This window comes from Halorubrum pallidum (assembly GCF_055380345.1).
In genome coordinates, this window is sequence record NZ_AP043945.1 from 1288279 (window position 1) to 1309808 (window position 21530).

Here is a 21530-nt window from a genome sequence, read left to right on the forward strand (position 1 = left end):
TACTGATATGAATGATCGAACCGATCCTCCGTCGGCGGCCGGCGGCGACGGATCGGACCCGTCCGAAGCGCCAACCGCGGATCCGACGTCCGGCTCGGATCCGTCATCGGACGCGAACTCTCCGTCGAGCGCGGAGACGGACGAGCCGGCCGACGGGAGCGACGCGGCTGCTGCCGTCGACGGTTCGACCGACGCCGTCGACACCGGACCAAACGACGGCGACACAGCGGTTCCTCCGGACGTCCGCAAGTACGAGCGGTTCACGAAGATGGACGGTGCCCGGTACGAGCGCGTCAACGAGTTCCTCCGAGACCGCACGTACATCACCGCTCGCGAGTGGGCGATCGCCCGACTGTGCGCCGATTTCCGGACCGAAACCGGAGTAGAAATGACCAAGATCGGTGAGAACCTTCCCGAGCTAGTTCCGTTTATGACGGACACCTACACGCCACAGGCGGTCAATCAGGCCCGGTACTCCTTCGAGCAGAAGGTGACGAAGGCGGGGGCGACGTTCCTCTACGGCGCGATGTCGGGATTCTTCACCGCCGAGGACTTGGACGAGATGATGTACGAAGTGACCGAGGTGGCGAAGTTCCTCCTGGAGGTCGAAGGCGTCGACCTCGCGGTCGCCGACGAACTCGAAGCCGAAGACCGGATCAGCGAGGTGATGCGCGAAGTCCGAACCTCCTCGGCCGACCTCCGCGGCGAGGAGGTACGCTGCCCCGAGTGCGGGCACGTCCACGAGCCGAGCGAGGAGTGACGATGGACAGATTTCCCGAGGCGCTCGACGGACTCCCGGACCCGGTCGTCATCGTCGACACCGAGGGGACGATCCGGGCTGGTAACGACCGCACCGAAACCGTCCTCGGGTACTCGCCAGACGAACTCGAAGGAATGGCGATCGAACGCCTGATCTTCGATCCCGCCGACGGGTCAGCGGGCCAGACGCTGCATCGATACGTCACCGACCCCGAACCGCGGTCGATGTCCGCCAGCCTCGACCTCTGTGCTCGCCGCGCCGACGACACCGTCATGCCCGTCACGCTCAGTCTCGGCCCGTTCGAGCGGGGCGGACAGACGTTCCTCGTGATCACTATCGTCGATGTCAGGGCCGAGAAGGCCGAGAGGGCGGCGCTCGACCGTCGGACCGAGACGCTCGAAGCGCTCCACGAGGCCACACAGAACCTCCTGAAAACCACCGACAGAGAGGTGGCGGCCGAGGCCGCCATCACGTACGTCGAGGAGACGCTCGGGCACTCTATCGCCGGGATCTGGCTCTACGACGAGGCGCGGAACGCCCTCGAACCGGTCGTCTGGACCGAGCCCGCGGACGAGCTCATCGGGGACCACCCGACGTTCGCCGCCGACGAGCGGAGCATCACGTGGGAGGCGTTCGAATCGGGCGAGCCGATATACGTCCCCGACACGCACGCCGAGCCCGAACGGTACAATCTGAGTTCGCCGATCCGCAGCGAACTCGTGCTCCCGCTCGGGCGGTACGGCGTCATCAATATCGGCGCGACGGAGACCGATGCGTTCGACGAGTCGGCGCTCGCCGTCGCCCGCCTCTGGGCGTCGACCGTGACCATGGTGTTCGTTCGGATCGAACGGGAGCGGCAGCTCCAGGAGCGCGAGGCCGAGGTGGCCCGCGAGCGCGACCGGTTAGAGGAGTTCGCGAGCCTGGTGTCACACGACCTCCGTAACCCGCTCAACGTCGCGAGAGGAAACCTCTCGCTTCTCACCGACCGGCTCGAAGGCGAGCACGCGGAGCAGCCGGAACTCGACGCCGTCGCCCGCTCTCTCACCAGGATGGAGACGCTCGTCGAGGACATGCTGACGCTCGCGAGACAGGGCGCGTCGATCGACGACCCCGAGTGGGTCTCCCTCCGAGAGATGGCCGAGGTGGCGTGGGGCGGCGTCGACACCGCCGCGGCCGAACTCACGGTCGCGAGCGACTGTCGGCTCCGCGCCGACCGAAGTCGACTTCGACAGGCGCTGGAGAACCTGTTCGCGAACGCGATCGAACACGTCGGCGAAACGGTTCGCGTCACCGTCGGATCCCTCGACGATAGGGGTTTCTACGTCGAAGACGATGGTCCGGGAATCGCCAAAGATCGGCGCGGGGAGGTGTTCGACGCCGGGGTCTCGACGGACCCGGAGGGGACGGGATTCGGCCTGAAGATCGTCGACGAGGTGGCGCAGGCTCACGGGTGGACCGTGACGATCGCTACCGCGGACGGCGGCGGAGCCCGCTTCGAGTTCCACGGCGTCGACACCGAAGACGGCGTCGACACCGTAGATGGCGTCGCGACCGAAGAGTGATCGGGGTGTGCTGTCGTCACCGCGTCTATCGCCCGATCAGTCGTCGGCGGTCGCGTCCCCGCTGGACGCGTCCCGGCTCACGTCGCCAGCATCCCGGTCCGGAACCGTCCCGTCGTCGTTCCAGCCGCGGAGCGCGTAGTACTCCGAGAGGGCCGTCTCGAACCCCTCGATCTCGTCCGCGTAGGGGAGCGTGTCGTCGTCGCGGTCGAAGCCGCGGGCGTTGTTGAACGCGCGCTCTCTCTCGACGATCCGCGCGCCGAGCGCCTGAAGGTCCTCGTAGTCGGCGTCGAGCAGCGCCGCAAGCTGGTCGTCCGTGACGATTCCGCGCGAGAACTTACAGACGATCGCCGAGTCGAGGACAGCGTTGCGGTTCTCCTTCTCGACGAGCTTCGGCGGTTTTCCGTCCAGCCCCCTCGGATCGAGCGCGTCTTCGGGATCGACCAGCGGATACTCGTACGGGTAAAACTCGCCGTACATGTGGTCTGCACCGCGGTTCGCGGTCGCGAACGCGAGCCCCTGGCCGTTGAGATGCCTCCCGTCGTGTCCCGAAAAGGAGAGCCCCTTCACCGTCCAGTCGTCCGCCCCGAACTCCCCGTGCGCGCGGTGGACGCCCTCGGCGAGCTTGTCGCCGACGCCCTCCCGGTACGCGATCTGCTCGACGATCGACCGGACCAACTCGGCGTTTCCGAACTCGTCTTCGCTCTCCAAGAACATCGAGACGACGTCGCCACAGGAGATGGTGTCCATCCCCAGCTCGTCGCACAACTCGTTCGCGCGCATCACGTCGACCACGTCGTCGACGCCGGCGTTCGAGCCGAACGCCATCACCGTCTCGAACTCCGGCCCCTCGGTCTCGACGCCGGCTCCCTCGTCACGGGTCGGCAGCTTGCAGGCGAACGCGCACTGCGAGCAGGTTCCCTTCTTGTATTTCTTCTCCTCGACGCGGTCGCCGGAGATCCCCTCGACGCCCTCGAAAGAGGTCTCGGAGAAGTAGTACGACGGGAGCGCGCCGACCTCGTTGGCGAGTTCCGTCACGCTCGCGGTACCCTGCCGTTTCATGATCGAGTCGGACGTGGCGGCGTCGCGGTGAACCGCGGCGGCTTCGTCGGGCCAGTCGAGGTCGACTTCGGCCGTCGCATCACCGTCGAAGGTGAGCGCCTTCACGCCCTTCGCGCCGAGGACGGCTCCGAGCCCGCCGCGGCCGAACGCGCGGGTGTCCGAGGTCATGATCGACGCGAACCGGACACCGTTCTCTCCCGCCGGCCCGATGCAGGCGACGTGTTCAGCCGAGAGGCCGTGGCTCTCGAAGAACCGATCCGAGACGGCAGACACCTCGGACTGTTCGAGATCGGGAACCGCCTCGAACGTCACCTCGGGCTCGCCGCCGTCGCCGATCTCGCGCACGTGTATCGCGAGCAGTTCGTCGCTCTCGCCGACGATCTCGATTGCGGCGTAGCCGGCACCGGTGACGTTCCGCGAGAGGAACCCGCCGGCGTTCGACGAGCAGAGGCCGTTCGTGAGCGGCGAGAGAGCCGTGGCGGCCATCCGCCCCGTGAAGGAAGTCGTCGAGTACTGCATCGGCCCCGTCGAGAGGTACAGGCGGTTTTCGGGACCGAGCGGGTCGGCGTCGAACGGGATCCGGTCGTACGCGAGCGACGTGTTGAGCCCGCGGCCGCCGACGAACTCGTCGAGGCGGTCGTCGATGGGAGTCGTCGAGGTCGATCGCGCTGACAGGTCGACCGTGAGGAGCGGCCCCTGCGCGTGTCTCATGGGCGTATCTGAGTCCCCCCGGCGATAAAACTCCGGGTGGCAGCCGGACCGGCGCTGCGGTTCCGGCGCGTCACCGCCCGATCTCGTGGTGGGTCACCGCGTCGCTTCCCACCGGCGCGGCGGTGTCCAGCGTCGCTGCTCTGAAGATGTCGTCCGCCCCGTCGACCGGGATCGGGAGCCCGCCGGGGTTCACGCGGACCGTCCCGTCCCACTCGTCGACGCCGTGTGCGTGGGTGTGGCCGTGGAGGACGTAGTCGTACTCTCCGCAACCGACGAGGGCGTCGACGACGACGCCGCTCGTGCCGTGGGTGACCGCGACGTCGACGGTGTCGATCTCGGCGGCCGCATCCCCGTCACCGTTCGCTTCGTCCTCGGTCTCGAACGAGACCGTCCCGGCCTCGCCGAGGTACGTGCCGAACGACTCGACGGACGACTGGACCGCCCACTCGCCGTCGTTGTTCCCGCGGACGGCGTAGAAGTCGACCCCTACGTCGAACGGCGTCACGGAGAAGGGCGCGACGAAGTCGCCGCAGTGGACGACGGCGTCGACGTCCAGTCGATCGAAAAGCGAGACGGTCGCCTCGACGGCGGCGAGGTCGTCGTGAGTGTCAGAGACGATACCAACGAGCATAGGTGGAGCCTCTCGCCCCCGACCGATAAAAGCCGCCGTCGCGGTCGGCGTCGACAGACCGCCGGTCCCGTCACGCCGTCAGCGTCGTCAGGTCGTCGATGTCACGCCGTCAGCGTCGCGCGACTTCGTGGCGACCGAAGCCGTACCGAAGTCGGTTGGCGAGCCGTCGCGAGAACCGCCCCTCGTTCCGCGAGTCGAACCGCTCGGCGAGCGCCTGATAGATGAGCGGGACCGGGACCTCCTGTTCGAGCGCTTCCTCGACGGTCCACGTCCCCGTCGAGCCGCCTGCTACGTGGTCGGCGACGTCGCCGAGGTCGGAGCCCTCCTCGCGGAACGCCTCCTCGCAGAGTTCGAGCAGCCACGACCGGATCACCGCGCCGTTGTTCCACGTCCGAGCGACCGACTCCATGTCGAGTTCGTACCGGCCCTCCGTGAGCAGTTCGAACCCCTCGCCGTACGCCTGCATCAGCGCGTACTCCACGCCGTTGTGCACCATCTTCACGTAGTGTCCCGACCCGGACTCGCCCATCCGGTCGTGACCGTCCGGCCCCGTCGCGACCGCGTCGAACACCGGCACCAACGCCTCGTAGGCCCACTCCGGACCGCCGATCATCAGCGAGAACCCCTCCTCCGCGCTGGCGGGACCGCCGGAGGTCCCACAGTCGAGGTACGCGGCGTCCGTCTCCTCGGCGCGGCGGACCGACTCGTGGAACCGCGAGTTCCCGCCGTCGACGACCACGTCGTCGCCGTCGAGGTGGGGTTCCAGGTCCGCGAGCGTCGCGTCGACCGCGTCGCCCGCGGGCACCATGAGCCAGATCCGCTTGCCCTCGTCGTCGCGCTCACCGTCGCCCTCGGCGAGCCGGTCACAGAGGTCGGCGACCGAGTCCGCCGGGGTCGCGCCGTTTTCGGCCGCCGTCGCGGTCGCCTCCGCGGAGAGGTCGAACGCGACCACGTCGTGACCCGCGTCCATCGAGCGGTTCACGACGATCTGTCCCATCCGTCCGAGTCCGATGACGCCGAGTTCCATGTGCGCGGGGTAGGTACCGTCCGCCGTAGTGGTTCCGATTCGCGCGTCGGCCCGCTGCCACCCGGCACGTGGCCGCTCACGCGACCGCTCGACGCTCGCCCGGTGCTCTGCTACTCCCCGTCGAGCGCCTGCCACGAGAGCCGCGGACTCCGCGCGGCCGCGACCTGGTCGATCCGACCCGCAGCGGTGCGGTTCGGCGACGTGGAGAGCGCCTCGTCGGTGTCGCCGTACGCGAGGTTGAACGCCTCCGCGAGGTCGTCGAGCGACGACTTCCCTTCTATTTCCGTCGGTTCCGTCAACATGGCCTCCGGCACCATCTCCGGCCACTTCGTCGTCGGCGGATGGACGCCGAAGTCCAACATTCGCTTCGCCACGTCGGCCGCGTCGCGGTCGCCCGCGGTCGCCGCGAACTCGTGGTGGAACGGTCCGTACGGGACGTCGAGGTCGATCCGTTCGGCGAGGTAGTTCGCGTTGAGCACGGCCTTCGCGGCCGCGTCCGCCAGCCCCTCGTCGCCGAGGCGCGCGATGTAGGCGTACGCCTTGATGAGGACGAGCCAGTTGCCCGCGAACCCGTGGACCTTCCCGATCGTGTGGTCGGGCTCGAACCGCTCGTATCCGCCCTCCCCCTCGGTCTTCCGGACGCGAGGCGTCGGGAGGAACTCGGCCAGTTCGTCGACGACGCCGACGGGACCCGCTCCGGGTCCGCCGCCGCCGTGCGGCGTCGCGAACGTCTTGTGGACGTTGTAGTGCATCACGTCGAACCCCATGTCCCCGGGCCGTCCCCGACCGAGAAGCGCGTTGAGGTTCGCGCCGTCGTAGTACAGCAGTCCGCCGGCGTCGTGGACGATATCAGCGATCTCCGTGATGTCGCGCTCGAAGAGCCCGACCGTGTTCGGGTTCGTGAGCATGAGCGCGGCGGTGTCGTCGCCCACGGCCGCCTCAAGCGCCTCGACGTCGACGCGGCCGTCCTCGCCGGAGGGCAGTTCGACGACGTCGTATCCCGCCGTGGCGGCGGTCGCGAAGTTGGTGCCGTGCGCCGACGCCGGGATGACGACCTCGGAGCGGTCGTTGCCGTGGTGTTCGTGGTACGCCTTCGCGACGAGGATACCCGTGAGTTCGCCGGCCGCGCCCGCTGGGGGTTGGAGCGTGACCGCGTCCATACCCCCGATGGCGGCGAGGAACTCCTGTAAGCGGTACTGGAGTTCGAGCGCCCCTTGGACCGACCGCTCAGAGCGATCGGGATGGACGGCCGCGTTCGGGTCGGCGGCCACGTCCTCGGTGAACTTCGGGTTGTACTTCATCGTACAGCTCCCCAGCGGATACGGTCCCGAGTCGATCGCCCAGTTCATCTGCGAGAGCCGGGTGTAGTGGCGGGCGACCTCCGGCTCGGACGGCGCGGGCAGCGTGAGCGAGTCGCGCGTCAGGTCGTCGGGCAGCGGCGAAGCGTCGCTCACGTCGACGGTCTCCTCCGTTTTCTCCGAGAGCAGCGGTTCGTGAACGGTCTCGTCCTCGCGCGTGTACCGCGCCTGATCGTGGATCACTCAGATCACCTCCTCGACGGCGGCGACGAGGGCGTCCGTCCGCGCCGCGTTCAGGTCGGTCACGCACACCTGAAGCAGGTGCTCGCCGATGACGTGGACCGCGAACCCCTCGGCCTCCAGGTCCTCGGCGACGGCCGCCGCGGGCTGGTCGACGCGCACCGCGAACTCGCGGACGTGATGGCGGTCGTGAACCGGCGCGGCCGCGCCGACGATCTCGTCGATGCGCTCGGCGAGAGCGGCCGCCTCTCGGACGCAGTCGTTCGCGAGGTCGACCAGCCCGTCCGGACCGAGCGTCGCCGCGTGGATCGCAGCGCGCAACGCGACCCACGCCTGGTTCGTGCAGATGTTCGACGTCGCCCGCTCCTTGCGGATGTGCTGTTCGCGGGTCTGCAGCGTGAGCGTGAACGCGCGGTCGCCGCGGGCGTCCTCGCTCGCGCCCACGAGCCGACCGGGAACCTGTCGGATGAAGTCGTCGCTGCAGGCGAAGATGCCGAGCCCCATCCCGTACGCGGTCGGGATCCCGAGCGCGCCGGCCTCCCCGACGACCACGTCGGCCCCGACGCTCGCCGGCTCTTGGAGCACCGCGAGCGAGACCACGTCGGACCCGAGCGCGAACAGCGCCTCGGCGTCGTCGGCGACGTCGCCGATCGCCGCGAGCCGCTCCTCGACGCAGCCGCGGACCGTGGGATTCTCGGCGTACACCATGACCACATCCGAGTCGGCCCGCTCCGAGAGCGCGTCGACGTCGGCGTTCCCGTCGTCCATCGAGTACGACTCGACGGTCAGCCCCGCGCCGGCGCAGTAGTTTTCCAGCACCGCCCGCTTCCCCTCGCGCAGCTGCTCCGGAACGAGCACGACGTCGCCCGAGGTCGACCGGACGCGGTCCGCGAGCGTCGCCGCCTCGCCGAGCGCGGTCGCGGCGTCGTACATCGAGCAGTTCGCCACCTCGAGCCCGGTGAGTTCGACGAGGATCGATTGGTACTCGAACAGCGCCTGTAAGAACCCCTGTGAGATCTCCGGCTGGTACTGGGTGTAGCTCGTGAGGAACTCGGCGCGGTCCGAGAGGTGATCGACGACGCTCGGCACGTAGTGGCCGTAGTGACCGCGTCCGAGGAACTCGGTGAGGTCGTCGTTGCGGTCGAACAGCCGCGAGCACTCCGCGCGGATATCGCGCTCGCCCCGGGGTTCGATGCCGAACTCGCCGTCGAACGCGACCGCGTCGGGGATGTCGAAGAGCGCCTCCTCGTCGTCGACGCCGATGGCATCGAGCATCGCCGCGGTCTCGGCGTCGGTGTGTGGCGCGTACGGGCTTCCGTCGGTTCGGCTCATCGGCTCGCCCCGGCGTCACTGATCCCGCCGTCTGTCTCGCGTCCAATCTCGGTCCGTCCGTCGAAAGGTTGCGTTGTCATCGGTAATTCAGGCGATCTGGTCGCGGTACGCGTCCGCGTCGAGGAGTTCGTCGGACTCGCCGTCCGGGTCGACTTCGAGCAGCCAGCCGTCTCCGTACGGGTCGTCGTTGACGAGTTCGGGACGGTCGAACAGCGCCTCGTTGACCGCCACGACCTCGCCGGAGACGGGGGCGTACAGGTCCGAGACGGCCTTGATCGACTCGACCACGCCGAACGCCTCGCCGGCGGCGATCTCGTCGCCGACGTCCGGAAGCTCGACGAAGACGACGTCGCCGAGTTCGTCCTGGGCGAAGTCGGAGACGCCGATCCGAACGGTGTCGCCGTCCGTCGTGGTCCACTCGTGCGATTCCAGGTACCGTAACTCGTCGAGAACTTCGAAGCTCATTGGTAAGGGGGGTCGTCGCGGCGCGCTCGGACCGTCGCGATCTGACGCGTCACGCCGCTGCGAGCGGGCCGACTCCGTCGGCCGTCCGCGGACGGGGGTCGCCGTCGAGCGCTGGTCCACGACACGTGTGGTCTACCGTTCTGACGACGGGGAAATAAAAGGTATGTTCCGGCTCCCGGGAGTCTCGAGGCCATCTCTCGGCGGTCTCGCGAGCGAGCGATGGATCACCGCCGTCGCCCGCTGATCCCCGATCGCCGTCACGTCCACCGATCGAGCCCGGTCTGGACCTGCGATTCGGCGATCCGCTCGAAGCCCCGCTGTACCTCGTCGGCCGCGACGCCCCACTCGTCGACGACGTACGCTCTGGCGGCCTCGACGTCTGGGTTCACCGACGTGTCGACGTCGGCGGCGACCGCCGGCGGGTTCATGAACAGGTCGCGGATCGCCTCGGCGTTCGGGATCTCGGCGCCGCGGTCCTCGAGGACTCCCCATAGGTCGCCGTGTTCTTTCACCGCCGCCACCGCCGTCTTCGGGCCGACGCCGTGGATCCCCTCGTTGAAGTCGGTCCCGCACAGCATGGCGGCGTCCACCAGTCCCTGCCGGTCGAGTTCGAGCTCGTCGAGCGTCGCCGCGAGGTCCATACACTCCGGGTCGCCCTTGCTCGTCAGCTGTCGGAGCGTCGTGGGCGCGCCGAAGAGCAGGCTGTCGTAGTCCTCGCTGCCGGCGTGATCGACCGCGCCCGTCGCGGCCATGTGCGCGCACTGGGCTTCCCCCTCGGCGGGGGCCTCGACGATCGGCACGTCGAGCAGCCGGAGCAGTTCGCGGGTCGTCTCTTGGATGACATCCGTGAGCCGCTGGGTGCGCGCATCGAGTCGGGCGGCCTCAACGGCGTCGCCGCGCTCCGCCGCGGCCGCCCTCCGCTCCTCGGCCGCCTCGCGTTTCGCTCGGCGGTCGGCCACCTCGTCCGATTTCAGTTCCGTCACGTCCCCGTCGAACACCATCACCGGAATCAGGTCGTGTTCGAAGAACTTCGGGAGCCCCTGTACGACCCCGATCAGGTTCGCGACCTCCACCCCGTCGTCGGTCGTGTACGCCTCGTCGGACGTCCACTTCACCGTCGTCGTGAGGTAGCGGTACAGCCAGTTGTGCGCGTCGACGGCGACGACGCTCCCCTCGATCTCCTCGAAGGTCACGTCTCGAATGGCGGCGAGATCGCGCAGGTCCGCATTTCCCATGCCCGACACTCGTGGCGGTCGGTGAAATATCGACCGCTCCGCCTGCCGATTGTGAGGCGTTTATGTGTGTCAGCCGACTAGGTTACCCATCGAATGGTCTCGCCGTTCGACGTGTTGGGAGTCGACGAGGACGCAGACGAGGCGACGATCGAACGGGCCTATCGCGAGCGTATCAAGCAGGCCCACCCCGATCAGGGGGGAACTCTTGAGGAGTTTCAGCTCGTCAGGCGCGCGTACCGCGAACTCGACGACAGGGACGAACACGGCGACGAGAGCGCGACCGGCGCGGACGACGCCGACGTCGCCGACATCGACCTGACCGACGAGGACGGCGACGCCGGGGTGGAGCCGATCCGCGTGGAGTTCCTCGATTACGAGGTGCTCGACGACTACGGCTGGTCGCTCGACGACGACGACCTGTTCCGGAAGGCGTCGCACGCCGATCTCGACGAGACGTCGCACGGGCGACTGCTCGTCCACCCCGACGAGAGCCTGCTCGAAGGGGCGGAAAATCGCGGCTTCGGCTGGCCGTTCTCGTGCCGAGGCGGGGCCTGTGCGAACTGCGCCGTCTACCTCGTGGAGGGCGAGCTCTCACAGCCGGCGAACCACATCATGCCGGACGACCTCGCCGAGCGTGGCTTCCGGCTCTCCTGTAACGGCTATCCGGTGAGCGACGAGCTACGGGTCGTGTTCAACGTGAAACACCTCGCCGAACTCGACGACCTCATCCTCCCGCCGGGCCCGTTCACTCGACGATAGTCACCGCCGCAGTCCGTCCTCTCAGAACGCGTCGGCGACCGCGGCGACGATCGCGTCTTCGACGGCGTCGCGCTCTCCCGAGAGGAACTCGATCTTCCCCTCGCGGAGGCCGGCCGTGGTGACGTCGGCGGCGGGCGCGAGCTCCGACGCGCGCGCGGCCACGTCGCGAACCGACACGTCGGCTGTCGTCCGCAGATACAGCTCGTCGGTGCCGATGCCGACGGTCGCGTACGCCTCTCCGTTCGCGTTCCGCCGGTGGAGGTCGTCGAGGAGCAGCGGCGTCGGCGGGAAGTCGTAGCGGTGGGTGTAGCCGTCGGTGTCGAGCAGCGCGAACTCGACGCCGTCGACGGCCTCGGTGACGACGTTCTCGCTCGCGGTGCCGACCTCCGTCTCCAGCTTCTCGCGGAACTGCTCGGAGACGTGCGCGGCGAGGTTGCCGCCGTCCTCGAACAGCAGGTCTGTGACGAGTTCGCGTTTGTCCTGGTACGACTGGTAGTACGCTTCGAGGGCGACCGCCTCGCGAAGCTCCGCGACCCGCTCGGCGTCGTAGCCGGCGTCGCGCGCGAGGTCGACGTAGCGGTCGGGGGTCTCCTCCCAGTAGCTCACCGCCGGCAGGTGGCGGAGGTCCGCGCGGACCTCGTCGTTGACCGCAGAGGCCAGCGACGCGACGAGCGCGCCCGTCGAGAGGTCGGCGTCGACGCCGTCGATCTCGGGCGACACGAGCGTGTCGACGGCCTCTCGCGTCTCGGCGTCCGCGACTTCCGCGTCGACGACGACCGCGTCGACGCCGTAGACGGAGAGCAGATCGATCCCGTCGGCGGACTCGACGGTCGAGCCCGTGCCGACGAGAAGGAACAGCGGGAGCTTCTCGTCGTGGCGGTCGCGGTCCTGGAGCATGCGAGTCGCGTCGTTCGTCGCCGCGTCCATGTCGTACACCGGGTCCTCAAGCGGCCGCCGAGTGAAGTAGTGGTACTCGGCGTCGCTTTTGGCGTGTTCCTCGCGGATCAGCGGGAGGACGGCGCGCTCGACGGCCGCGCCGGCGACGTAGCCGTCGGCTGTGGCCGGGTGACGCACGACGATCGGACGCGATTCGAGGACAGCGCGACGGATCGCCTCTGCGGCGTCGAGCAGTCCGTCGGCGAGCTGCGCGACCGACTCATCGCCCGCGAGCGGCTGGAGCCCGTCGGGGCGAGCCTCGTCCGTGAGCGCCTCGGCGAGCCGGCGACGGACCGCTTCGGCCTCCGCGCCGTCGAGGAGGACGAGCGCCTCCGACTCGACCTGCACGTCGCCCCGGTGACTCTCGACCTCTCCGTCGATCCGGACCGCGTCGCCGACTTCGACGTTCGGATGGGCGCGCACGCCCGGCTCGACGAACGCGGCCACGTCGACGACGCCGGTCTCGTCGCCGACCTCGAACACGGTTGGGCCGCCGGTCTGACGGACGCCGACGACCTCGCCGTCGATCCGGACCGACTCGCCGATCGCGTCCGAGAGCGTGCCGATCTCGACGCGCTCGCGGTCGTCGTCGAGGTCGTTCTCGTCGGTCGCGTCGCTCTCGTTGTCGTCGCCTTCGGCTTCGGATTCGGCTTCCTCGGCGTTGGCGGACGCCGCCGCGTCGGTGTCGTCACCCACGTCGTCGCTCTCGTCGTCACCCACGTCGGCGGGCTCGGGTTCGGCCGTCTCCGACCCGTTCGTCTCGGATCCGCTCGCCGCTGACTCGTCCGTTCCGTCTTCTGCCGTCTCCGTGTCGACCGATCCGCTTCCGTCGGCTGCGTCGTCGGCGTCCGTCTCGTCTTCGCCCTCGTCGGGGAGGTGTTCGGTGTCGCCGTCCTGCACGAGTATCCCGCGGAACTCGCGGTCGGCCTGCCGGATCGACCACGCGAGGTCGATGTTCCCGTTGTCGCGAACGCCCTTGACTTGGACGAACACCTCGTCGCCCGGCTCCCAGTCGAGGCTGTCGAGCCGACGATCGAGCTCCGAGCGGTGGAGGAGTCCAGTCACACCGGGCGCGAGGTCGACGAACACGCCGAACTCGGCGTAGCCGTCGACGACGCCGCGGTAGAATCTGCTCGGGACGAGCTGGTCGGGGGAGTTTCCTTGGAAGTCGAACGCGACGTCCTCTTGGTGTGAATCGCAGATACGACCGCCACCGTCGACGTCGACGCCACAAATGATACAGGATCCCATTTGAGTACACCGAGAATCTCGGGCCTAAAACGGTTGTCGAAACCCGTGTGAGAGCACGCGGGAGAAATCGCGGGAGTTGGTGGTTCCGGTGGTGACCGTGACAGATCGCGTGCCACATCCCGGTGGACACGCCGCGTCGGCGTCACCCGAGTACGGTACGGACCGCCGCGATGACCCGGTAGCCGACGCCGTACCCGAGCACGGCCGGCGGGAGTCCGGCGACGACCGCTCGCGGGAGGGTGGTCCGGTGGACGGTCCGGATCCCGACCACGAACAGCGCCGTCGCGTACGCGCCGCAAACGATGCGCAGCACCGGAATCGGCGGTCCGGCGAGCGCCATCGGCGAACTCGCGTACGCGACCACCTGCACGGTTTCGCTCACGCCAGCTCGGTCGCGGAGGCCGAACCCGCGGTCGTAGGTGACGCTGGCGATCACCACGGACAGCGTCGCGACGGCCGCGGTCAGGTGGAGCCCGACCGGTGCCGCGAGCGCGGCCACGAGGAGGAGCACCACGAGCGCGGAGACCGCGACGGAGCCGACGATTCCGGGGACCGCCGCAGGGTCCGCGAGAGTCCAGCCCAGCGTGTACGCGACGGCGACGGCGACCGCGAAGGTCAGCCCGGGAGCCTGATCGCCGGGACTGACTCCGTTTGCGAACAGCCGCCGCGGGCGAACGAGCACCTCGATCCACGCGCGAGCGATTCCGCGCGCCCCCCGCGCACGTCCGCCCGCAGGATCATCGATCCACGAGGTCACGGTCGCTCGTAAGGGCGGACGGGATAACCCCGTTCCGATCTCTAGATATCTCCTCTGATAACCGGCGGGTAACTGATTATACGGAGCACAGCGGAGGTCCGGTCGAATGCGCGCGCTCCGAGACGACGATCGAGGGTTCACGCCGCTCGCCGGGTCGGGGCTACTCGTCGGTATCGTCGTGGTGCTCTTGGCGCTCGTCGGTGCCGCGATGATCGGTCTCATCGACGGCGTCGCCCCGCCCGACGCGGAGTTCGAAGCCGAACGGGACGGAGGCGAACTCGTCGTCGTCGCCAACGGCCCCGATCCGGTTCCCGCACAGGAGCTGTACGTCCGCGGCGAGGACCCGGACGGAAATGTCCAGTTCGGGGGGTGGCCCGGCGACGGCGTCGTCCAGCCCGGCGACCGCGTCCCGGTCCCGAACGCGACCGGCAACGAGCAGTTCGATATCGTCTGGGAACCGATGGCGTTCGATACCCGTGAGACGCTGGGCCGGTACGACGGCGAGGACTCCGACATCGAGGAGTGGGCAGAGGGCGGATCCGGACGCGATCCCCTCGGTTCGACCGCCGTCTGAGACCGGTGTTCTCGGGGCCCGTCTGCTCTCGCTGGACGCGGTCTACTCCACCGACACCCACGCGCCGCGCTCGTCGGCCTCCTCGATCGCAGCGAGCACGCGCTGGACCGCGTAGCCGTCGGCGAACGACGGCGAAAACTCGCGGTCGTCGGCGACCGCGGAGAGGAACTCGTAGCTCTCGTGGACGAACGTGTGTTCCCAGCCGATCACGTGTCCGGGCGGCCACCAGCGGTCGACGTACGGGTCGGTCTCCTCGGTGACGAGCACCGTCTCGTAGCCGCGGGACTCCTCGCGGAGCACCTCCAGTTCGTTGAGCCGCTCCAGTGAGAACTTCAGGCTCCCCTTCGATCCGTGCACCGCGACCGTGTGATCGTTCTTGTGGCCCGCGGCGACGCGGCTGGCCTCGAAGCTCCCGGCCGCGCCCGACTCGTACGCGACCTGTGCGGCGTAGGCGTCGTCGACGGTCACGTCCCGGTACTCCTCGACGTCGCCGCCGTCGTCGTACACCGGGCGCTCGTCGACGAACGTCGTCAACTGGCCGGACACCCGATCGATCGCGCCGACCCGGTCGCCGACGAGGAAGTTCGCGAGGTCGACCGTGTGCGCGCCCAGATCGCCGAGCGCGCCCGACCCAGCGAGGTCGGCGTCCATCCGCCACGCCCAGGGCGCCTCGGGGTCGACGAGCCAGTCCTGCAGGTATCGGCCGCGGACCTGCCGTATCTCGCCGAGTTCGCCGTCCTCGATGAGGCCCTTAGCGTATCGGACGGCGGGGACGAACCGGTAGTTGAACGCGGCACCCGCCGGAACGTCCGCGTCAGCCGCGGCGTCGCGCATGGCCGCCGCCTCCTCTAACGTCGGCGCGAGCGGCTTCTCACAGAGGACGGGGACGCCGGCTTCGAGGGCGGCGATCGACGGCTCCGCGTGCACGTGGTTCGGACCGAGGTTGTAGAACACGTCTACCTCGTCGAGCGCGTCCTCCCAGTCGGTCGCGGTGTTCGCGAAACCGAATCGCTCGGCCGCGTCCGCGAGGGCGTCCTCGTCGCGCCCGACGAGCGTGTGACGCTCGACCGCGGGCGCGTCCGGGAAGAACATCGGAAGCCGCGCCAGCGCGTTCGCGTGCGCCTTACCCATGAATCGATACCCCAGCACGCCGATCCGCAGTGGTTTCTGTGTCATGATCGCGTCCTCACTCCGTCCAGTAGACGTCTCCCTGTCGCGTCTCGAAGACCGCGCGGTCGAGCACGTCGACGGCCTTCTCTAACCCCTCTCGCGAGGAGGTGAGCGAGTCCTCGTGTTCGATGGAGAGCGCTCCCTCGTAGCCGACCATCCGGAGCGTGGAGACGAGGTCCTTCCAGTGTCCTTCGTCGTGGCCGTACCCGATCGATCGGAACAGCCACGATCGGTCGGCTTCCTCCGTGTAGCTCGTCGTGTCGAGGACTCCCTTCACCCGGCTCTCGGACTCGTACACCTTGGTGTCTTTGGCGTGGACGTGGTGGATCGCGTCGTGTTCGCCCAGAAACCGGATCGCCTCGGTCACGTCGATCCCCTGCCAGTAGAGGTGTGAGGGATCGAAGTTCGCGCCGATCCGGTCGTTCGTCGCCTCCCTGAGCGTGAGCATGCCGGTCGGCTCGTAGACGAGCATGTTCGGGTGCATCTCGATGGCGACGTCGACGTCGTGGTGGTCGGCGTGTTTCGCTAGGTCGCTCCAGTAGGGGATCGCCACCTCGTCCCACTGGTACGCCAGCGCGTCGGCGTGTTGGCTCGGCCACGGGGCGGTGATCCAGTTCGGCGTCGAATCCCCCGGTGCCCCGGCGGGGAGTCCGGAAAAGCACGTGACGGTGTCGACGCCGAGCAGGTCGGCGAGCCGGATCGCCTCCCGAAGCTCGCGGTCCGCCTCTGCGGCCCGCTCGTCGTCCGGATGGAGCGGGTTGTTGTGCGTGGCGAGAGCGGAGATCCGGAGGCCGTGATCGGAGAGCACAGCGAGCAGGTCCGCTCTGGATCGCTCGTCTTCGAGATATCGCTCACGATCGACGTGGTCCTCGCCGGGCCACCCGCCGACGCCGAGTTCGACGGCGTCGACACCGACGTCGTCGAGATACGCGGCCGCATCGTCGATCGATTCACCACCCAAGGGAACAGTTAGCACGCCGATGTCCATGCGAGATATTAGTACAACGCATCGAATAAATCTTCAGGATGTGTCCACGGGGAGCCGGTCGTCACGACGTGATCTTCGACGGCGGTGGTACGCGACGGAACGACAGCGGATCCGCGGTGTGCCGCCGGAGATCCCGCCTCGGAACGGCTGAGGTTCCGATTCACTCGCATCCGGGAGTCGGACCACATGAGGTTTTAACGGATGGAGCGTGTATGCCGGATATGGGAATCCTCTCTCGCGCCTCCTACGTCATCCGCTCGAAGGTCAACGCCCTCCTCAACCGAGCGGAGGACCCGACGGAGTCGCTCGACTACTCGTACGAACAGATGCGCGACGAACTCCAGGACGTCAAACAGGGGATCGCCGACCTGACGACCCAGAAGAAACGCCTCGAGATTCAAAAGCGGAAACTGGAGGAGAACGTCGAGAAACACAACCGGCAGGCCCGCGAGGCGGTCCAGCAGGACCGCGACGACCTCGCGCGTCAGGCCCTCGAAAAGAAGAAATCGAAGATGAGCCAGATCGAGGAGCTGGAGGGACAGATCGCGGACCTGAACGACACGCAAGAGCAGCTCGTCGAGAAGAAGAACAAGCTCCAGAACCGCATCGAGGAGTTCCGCACGAAAAAGGAGACGATGAAGGCCCGATACGAGGCCGCGGAGGCGTCTTCGCGCGTCTCGGAGGCCATGACCGGCGTCGGCGACGAGATGGAGGACGTGAGCCGCTCCATCGAGCGCGCCGAAGAACGCACCGAGGAGATGGAAGCGCGCTCGGAGGCGATGGACGAACTCGAAGACTCCGGGGCCTTCGAGGACGCGCTATCCGACAAGGACAGCATCGACCGAGAGCTTGAGAGCCTCTCGACGAACAGCGAGGTCGACGCCGAACTCGAGACGCTCAAGGGCGACCTCGGCAAAAGCGACGGAGCGTCCGACGCGGGATCCGAGAGCACCGACGAGGAGATCGACGCCGAACTCTCGGACATCGAGTCCGACATCGACGCAGACGACCTCGAATCGGACCTCGACGACGACGCGGACACCGACGTCGAGCTAGAGGAGTCCGAGGTCGACGCCGACGAGCCGCGAAACTGATGCCGCACCGCTCGGATCGTCTCACTCGTCCGGGCGTCGTCGGGCCCCGGTCCCCGCTCGGCTCTGGTCCCCGAGCCGGATCTCGCCGTCCGTCAGTCCGATCCCGTCGTACGGATCCTCGGCGAGCAACAGCGACCCGTCGATGTCGGCGTAGTCGAGCAGCGGTGCGAGCTGTGCGGCCGCCGCTATCGACGCGTTCGACTCGATCATGCAGCCGCACATCACCTCCAGCCCGTGGGCGCGCGCCGCCGCGATCAGTCGCCTCGCCTCCAGTAGCCCGCCGGTCTTCATCAGCTTCAGATTCGCGATGTCACACCGGTCGGCGATCGCGGGGACGTCGGTGAGCGTCACGCACGACTCGTCTGCAGCGACGGGCAGCGCCGACCGTTCGTAGACGAATCGGAGGCCGTCGGGGTCACCGGCGGGCACCGGCTGCTCGACGAACTCCACGTCGCGGTCGGCGAGCCACTCGCTCTTTCGGACGGCCTCCCGCGGCGTCCACGCCTCGTTGGCGTCGACGCGGAGCCGTGCGTCCGGTGCGGCGTCGCGGACCGCGTCGACGAGTTCGCGGTCGCGGTCGGTGCCGAGCTTGAGCTTGAGTATCGGATAGCCGGCCTCGGCCGCTGCGGCAGCCTTCTCTCTGACGCGGTCGGTCTCATCGAGCCCGACGGTGAACGACGTGGCGGGCGCGGCCGCGGGGTCGAGCCCCCACAGCCGGTACAGCGGAACGCCGAGCCGCTTGGCGGCGAGGTCGTGGACCGCGATCGACACGGCGCAGCGAGCGGCCGGGTTGTCGTTCACGACGGCCGCCATCCGAGACTCGATCTCGTGGAGCGCGTGCGGGTCGCCGACCGACTCGACGGCGGCGAGGAGATCCGGAAGCACGGCTTCGACCGTCGACGCGGTCTCGCCGTAGTGCGCCGACGGGGCCGCGCCGCCGACGCCAGTCATTCCTCCGTCGTCCGTGACGCGGACGATCACGTTCTCCGCGTCGGTCTGGGTCCCCCGCGAGATGGTGAACGGGTCCGAGAGCGGCAGCGAAACCCGCTCGAACTCGGTGTCGAGGTTCATTCGTCGCCGAGGCCCGCGGCGACGATGCCGTCGACGATCGCCTCTGCGCCGTCGCGGACGGGGTCCGCGGCCGGCTCCCCGACGTCGGCCGCGAACGACGCGACCGCGTCTGCCGCCGTCTCGTCGTCGTCGATATCCTTCGTGTTGAGCGCCCCGGCGACGACCGTCGTCTCGTTGATCGGGTCCGCGAGCCCCTCGTACAGGTCGACGTACTCAGAGACGGGTAGGAGGTCGAACGACTCGTACCCGTGAATGGCCTCGCGGCCGGCGGCGTGACAGAGTACGAGTCCGTCGGCCATCGATCCGTGGAGGATCCCGCAGGTGACAGCCGAGTAGGCTGGGTGAACGATGCTGCCCTGTCCCTCGACGACGAGCAGGTCCCGGTCGTCGCCGACCTCGACGAGCATGTCCTCGACCGCGCCGGCGGTGAAGTCGGAGACGACCCGATCGATCGGGTTCCCCCACCCGGCGATCATGATACCGGTCTGTCCGGTCGGGACGAACGCCGCGTCGATCCCGCGCTCGCGGGCGGCAGCGACGATCTCCAGTGAGGCCGTCATCTTCCCGACCGAGCAGTCGGTACCGACCGTGCACACGACGTCGGCGTCGACATCGCCCGAGGCTCCGGTCGCGACCGTGAGATCGTCGTCGGGCTCGCGGACGTCGACGAGATCGACGCCGTGTTCGTCGGCCAGCGCGGCCAGCTCCGCGTCTTCGTTGAGGAAGTAGTGGAGCCCGCTCACCACGTCGCAGCCGGCCTCGATCGCGGCCTCGACGTCGTCGCGCCACGACTCGTCGAAGCCGCCGCCGATCGGCGCGATCCCGATGTATAATGCGTCCAGGTCGCCGTCGGCGGCCGCGTACGCGTCCGCGAACGACTCGACGATCGGCGCGTCAGCAATATCGGGGACGTGTTCGTTCACGCGGTCGCCGGCGCGGTCGCGGTCGAGGACCGCACGGACGTCTTGGTCGCCGTAACGCATCACGCCGAGGGCGGTCTTCGCGCGGTCGGGGAACTTCTCGTGGGCGAGGATGACGATCCGTTCGTCGCTCATGATCGGTCCGTTGCCCCGGGAACGCTTAAAAGAGTCGAGGTGGCCACGTCGCCGAGACGCCGGAAGCGAAGCGTCCGGGAAACCCCGGTCATGCACGAGACGCCAAACACGTTGTATGCACACATATCACATGGTGACGACGAGAAGGGCAAGTGTATTATTCTCCAGTGTTACCACCAGAGTATGTCTGAGACAGCTTCGGGTGTGACCGCTCCTTGGGGAGTCCGAATTCGCGAGTATCTCGCCGGGATGGGGCCGGCGTGGATCGCCGGTGCCATCGCCGCCGGTCCGGCGTCGATGGCGAGCCTGATAACCGCCGGCGCGCGGTTCGACTACGCCCTGCTCTGGGTCGTCGTCCTGTCGGCCGTCGCCGGCACGCTCGCGCAGTACCTCGCGATGCGTCTCGGGCTTCTGACGGAACGCGGAGTCGTCGAGGTCGTCGAGCGTCACCTCGGCGAGTGGTGGGCGTGGATCCTCGTCGCGGACGTGGTCGTCGCCGCCGGGGTCGCACAGCTGGTGATCATGAACACCGTGGCAAGCGTCTCGGCGACCATCACGGGCGTCGACGCGCGGATCTGCGGCGCTGCGTGGGCGCTCGTTCTCGTGGTCGGGCTGGCCGGCAAGGGGTACCGATTCGTGGAGTTCGTCGCGAAGGTGCTGGTCACCGCGGTCGTGGTCGCGTTCGTCGCGTCGCTCTTCGTCGTCCCGATCGACCCGTCGCGAGCGGTCGCGGGGCTCGTCCCGACGCTCCCCGCCGGTAGCGGCGTCGTGGCCGCGGGCATCCTCGGTGGCGCGGTCCACATCACGCTCATCACCATGCACTCGTACACGATGCGGGCGCGCCAGTGGACCGGCAGCGAATACCGCCTCGCGACGGTGGACGTGGTCACCTCTATGCTCGTCGCGTTCGGAGTCTACAGCGTGGCGACGTTCCTCGTCACCGCGAGCGTCCTCACCGACCCGAGCCTCTCGACAGTGGGGGCGGCACAGGCGCTCGGTCCGCTGGCCGGCTCGGCCGCGCAGTGGCTGTTCCTGCTCGGTCTCGGCGGCGCGGCCGTCTCCACGCTCGGGGGGAACACGCTCGTCCCGCCGTTCCTCGTCGCGGACAAACTCGGGTGGGGAACGACGGTCGAGGACACGCGATACCGCGGGCTACTCGTGGCCATCGCGCTGTTGTCCGCCCCGGGCGCGTTCATCGGCGGAGAAGTCCTCGGCCAGCTCGTTCTCGTGCTCGCGCTCGGCACCGTGGGAACTCCCTTCGCGATCGTCGTCGTGTTGTACCTCCTGAACTCCGACGCCGTGCCCGAGGGCACGTCGACGCTCGCGAACCTCGGCGGAGCCGCGCTACTGCTGATATCGGGCGGGCTGGCGGTCAACTTCGTCATCGAACAGATTGGCGGCGGGATCGACCTCCTCACGGGACTCGTCGTCGCCTTCGCGGCGGCGCTGGGGCTCGCGACGATCGGTCTGCTCGCCAAGTTACTCGCAGAGGCGTACCGCAGCGCGGCGTGACGAGACCAACCACACCGCAACACGCCGCGTATATTCGCGGTCG

At 68.4% G+C, this 21530-nt stretch carries 19 protein-coding genes; 6 read left to right on the forward strand and 13 right to left on the reverse strand.

The features are described from left to right. The first annotated feature begins 7 nt into the window (after nt 1–7). The gene (locus ACZ45C_RS08285; protein ID WP_460558356.1) at nt 8–760 is read left to right on the forward strand and encodes a DUF5806 family protein; all 753 of its coding nucleotides are present in this window, start codon (nt 8–10) and stop codon (nt 758–760) included. A 2-nt stretch (nt 761–762) separates the two neighbouring features. Continuing rightward, nucleotides 763–2322: a sensor histidine kinase gene (locus ACZ45C_RS08290; RefSeq protein ID WP_460558358.1), complete on the forward strand. Its 1560-nt coding sequence runs from the start codon at nt 763–765 to the stop codon at nt 2320–2322. A 36-nt stretch (nt 2323–2358) separates the two neighbouring features. Here the strand turns inward: ACZ45C_RS08290 and ACZ45C_RS08295 are convergent, their stop codons facing one another. The 7 genes from ACZ45C_RS08295 to fen form a co-directional block, all read right to left on the reverse strand. Next, nucleotides 2359–4092 carry an aldehyde ferredoxin oxidoreductase family protein gene (locus ACZ45C_RS08295; RefSeq protein ID WP_460558360.1) on the reverse strand — a complete coding sequence of 578 codons (1734 nt, stop codon included), beginning with the start codon at nt 4090–4092 and terminating at the stop codon, nt 2359–2361. A 70-nt stretch (nt 4093–4162) separates the two neighbouring features. Continuing rightward, nucleotides 4163–4723 (reverse strand): YfcE family phosphodiesterase, encoded by a 561-nt coding sequence (locus ACZ45C_RS08300; protein WP_460558362.1) that lies wholly within the window; start codon nt 4721–4723, stop codon nt 4163–4165. Between the two features lie 109 nt (nt 4724–4832). Further along, nucleotides 4833–5750, reverse strand: a complete 918-nt coding sequence (locus ACZ45C_RS08305; protein ID WP_460558364.1) for an NADP-dependent phosphogluconate dehydrogenase — start codon at nt 5748–5750, stop codon at nt 4833–4835. 110 nt (nt 5751–5860) lie between these two features. Continuing rightward, a complete protein-coding gene (gcvPB, locus tag ACZ45C_RS08310; RefSeq protein WP_460558366.1) occupies nt 5861–7291 on the reverse strand; it encodes an aminomethyl-transferring glycine dehydrogenase subunit GcvPB in 1431 nt (476 codons plus the stop codon). After that, complete coding sequence (gcvPA, locus tag ACZ45C_RS08315) at nt 7292–8620, reverse strand: aminomethyl-transferring glycine dehydrogenase subunit GcvPA (protein WP_460558368.1); 1329 nt, start codon at nt 8618–8620, stop codon at nt 7292–7294. It lies immediately after the preceding gene. 87 nt (nt 8621–8707) lie between these two features. Continuing rightward, a complete protein-coding gene (gene gcvH, locus ACZ45C_RS08320; protein ID WP_460558370.1) occupies nt 8708–9085 on the reverse strand; it encodes a glycine cleavage system protein GcvH in 378 nt (125 codons plus the stop codon). A gap of 257 nt (nt 9086–9342) precedes the next feature. Next, nucleotides 9343–10320 carry a flap endonuclease-1 gene (gene fen / locus ACZ45C_RS08325; RefSeq protein WP_460558372.1) on the reverse strand — a complete coding sequence of 326 codons (978 nt, stop codon included), beginning with the start codon at nt 10318–10320 and terminating at the stop codon, nt 9343–9345. A 93-nt stretch (nt 10321–10413) separates the two neighbouring features. Here fen and fer point away from each other — a divergent pair, with 93 nt between their 5' ends. Further along, a complete protein-coding gene (fer, locus tag ACZ45C_RS08330; RefSeq protein WP_460558374.1) occupies nt 10414–11079 on the forward strand; it encodes a ferredoxin Fer in 666 nt (221 codons plus the stop codon). 21 nt (nt 11080–11100) lie between these two features. Here the strand turns inward: fer and ACZ45C_RS08335 are convergent, their stop codons facing one another. Next, a complete protein-coding gene (locus ACZ45C_RS08335) occupies nt 11101–13266 on the reverse strand; it encodes a DHH family phosphoesterase (RefSeq protein WP_460558375.1) in 2166 nt (721 codons plus the stop codon). 142 nt (nt 13267–13408) lie between these two features. Next, on the reverse strand, nt 13409–14023 hold the full coding sequence (locus tag ACZ45C_RS08340; RefSeq protein ID WP_460558377.1) for a YIP1 family protein: 615 nt from the start codon (nt 14021–14023) through the stop codon (nt 13409–13411). 106 nt (nt 14024–14129) lie between these two features. Between ACZ45C_RS08340 and ACZ45C_RS08345 the strand changes: the two genes are divergently transcribed. After that, on the forward strand, nt 14130–14597 hold the full coding sequence (locus ACZ45C_RS08345; protein WP_460558379.1) for a type IV pilin: 468 nt from the start codon (nt 14130–14132) through the stop codon (nt 14595–14597). Between the two features lie 42 nt (nt 14598–14639). On the opposite strand, the gene ACZ45C_RS08350 is transcribed toward ACZ45C_RS08345, so the two are convergent. Further along, entirely contained in the window at nt 14640–15773 is a 1134-nt protein-coding gene (locus tag ACZ45C_RS08350) for a Gfo/Idh/MocA family protein (RefSeq protein ID WP_460558381.1), read from the reverse strand. Between the two features lie 10 nt (nt 15774–15783). Then, nucleotides 15784–16755 carry a sugar phosphate isomerase/epimerase family protein gene (locus ACZ45C_RS08355; RefSeq protein ID WP_460558383.1) on the reverse strand — a complete coding sequence of 324 codons (972 nt, stop codon included), beginning with the start codon at nt 16753–16755 and terminating at the stop codon, nt 15784–15786. 221 nt (nt 16756–16976) lie between these two features. Between ACZ45C_RS08355 and ACZ45C_RS08360 the strand changes: the two genes are divergently transcribed. Continuing rightward, the gene (locus tag ACZ45C_RS08360; protein ID WP_460558385.1) at nt 16977–17849 is read left to right on the forward strand and encodes a PspA/IM30 family protein; all 873 of its coding nucleotides are present in this window, start codon (nt 16977–16979) and stop codon (nt 17847–17849) included. A gap of 21 nt (nt 17850–17870) precedes the next feature. Here the strand turns inward: ACZ45C_RS08360 and ACZ45C_RS08365 are convergent, their stop codons facing one another. Both ACZ45C_RS08365 and ACZ45C_RS08370 read right to left on the reverse strand, forming a co-directional pair. Further along, on the reverse strand, nt 17871–18920 hold the full coding sequence (locus ACZ45C_RS08365) for a dipeptide epimerase (RefSeq protein WP_460558387.1): 1050 nt from the start codon (nt 18918–18920) through the stop codon (nt 17871–17873). Continuing rightward, nucleotides 18917–19975, reverse strand: coding sequence for a DUF1611 domain-containing protein (locus ACZ45C_RS08370; RefSeq protein ID WP_460558389.1), 1059 nt, complete (start codon nt 19973–19975; stop codon nt 18917–18919). Before ACZ45C_RS08370 ends, ACZ45C_RS08365 begins: the two co-directional genes overlap by 4 nt. A gap of 183 nt (nt 19976–20158) precedes the next feature. Here ACZ45C_RS08370 and ACZ45C_RS08375 point away from each other — a divergent pair, with 183 nt between their 5' ends. Then, nucleotides 20159–21487, forward strand: a complete 1329-nt coding sequence (locus ACZ45C_RS08375) for a divalent metal cation transporter (protein WP_460558391.1) — start codon at nt 20159–20161, stop codon at nt 21485–21487. Nucleotides 21488–21530 lie beyond the last annotated feature (43 nt).

Coding starts and splice junctions, on each gene's coding strand:
- ACZ45C_RS08285 (WP_460558356.1), top strand. CDS start 8: ATGAATGATCGAACCGATCCTCCGTCGGCGGCCGGCGGCGACGGATCG.
- ACZ45C_RS08290 (WP_460558358.1), top strand. CDS start 763: ATGGACAGATTTCCCGAGGCGCTCGACGGACTCCCGGACCCGGTCGTC.
- ACZ45C_RS08295 (WP_460558360.1), bottom strand. CDS start 4,092: ATGAGACACGCGCAGGGGCCGCTCCTCACGGTCGACCTGTCAGCGCGA.
- ACZ45C_RS08300 (WP_460558362.1), bottom strand. CDS start 4,723: ATGCTCGTTGGTATCGTCTCTGACACTCACGACGACCTCGCCGCCGTC.
- ACZ45C_RS08305 (WP_460558364.1), bottom strand. CDS start 5,750: ATGGAACTCGGCGTCATCGGACTCGGACGGATGGGACAGATCGTCGTG.
- gcvPA (WP_460558368.1), bottom strand. CDS start 8,620: ATGAGCCGAACCGACGGAAGCCCGTACGCGCCACACACCGACGCCGAG.
- gcvH (WP_460558370.1), bottom strand. CDS start 9,085: ATGAGCTTCGAAGTTCTCGACGAGTTACGGTACCTGGAATCGCACGAG.
- fen (WP_460558372.1), bottom strand. CDS start 10,320: ATGGGAAATGCGGACCTGCGCGATCTCGCCGCCATTCGAGACGTGACC.
- fer (WP_460558374.1), top strand. CDS start 10,414: ATGGTCTCGCCGTTCGACGTGTTGGGAGTCGACGAGGACGCAGACGAG.
- ACZ45C_RS08335 (WP_460558375.1), bottom strand. CDS start 13,266: ATGGGATCCTGTATCATTTGTGGCGTCGACGTCGACGGTGGCGGTCGT.
- ACZ45C_RS08345 (WP_460558379.1), top strand. CDS start 14,130: ATGCGCGCGCTCCGAGACGACGATCGAGGGTTCACGCCGCTCGCCGGG.
- ACZ45C_RS08350 (WP_460558381.1), bottom strand. CDS start 15,773: ATGACACAGAAACCACTGCGGATCGGCGTGCTGGGGTATCGATTCATG.
- ACZ45C_RS08355 (WP_460558383.1), bottom strand. CDS start 16,755: ATGGACATCGGCGTGCTAACTGTTCCCTTGGGTGGTGAATCGATCGAC.
- ACZ45C_RS08360 (WP_460558385.1), top strand. CDS start 16,977: ATGGGAATCCTCTCTCGCGCCTCCTACGTCATCCGCTCGAAGGTCAAC.
- ACZ45C_RS08365 (WP_460558387.1), bottom strand. CDS start 18,920: ATGAACCTCGACACCGAGTTCGAGCGGGTTTCGCTGCCGCTCTCGGAC.
- ACZ45C_RS08370 (WP_460558389.1), bottom strand. CDS start 19,975: ATGAGCGACGAACGGATCGTCATCCTCGCCCACGAGAAGTTCCCCGAC.
- ACZ45C_RS08375 (WP_460558391.1), top strand. CDS start 20,159: ATGTCTGAGACAGCTTCGGGTGTGACCGCTCCTTGGGGAGTCCGAATT.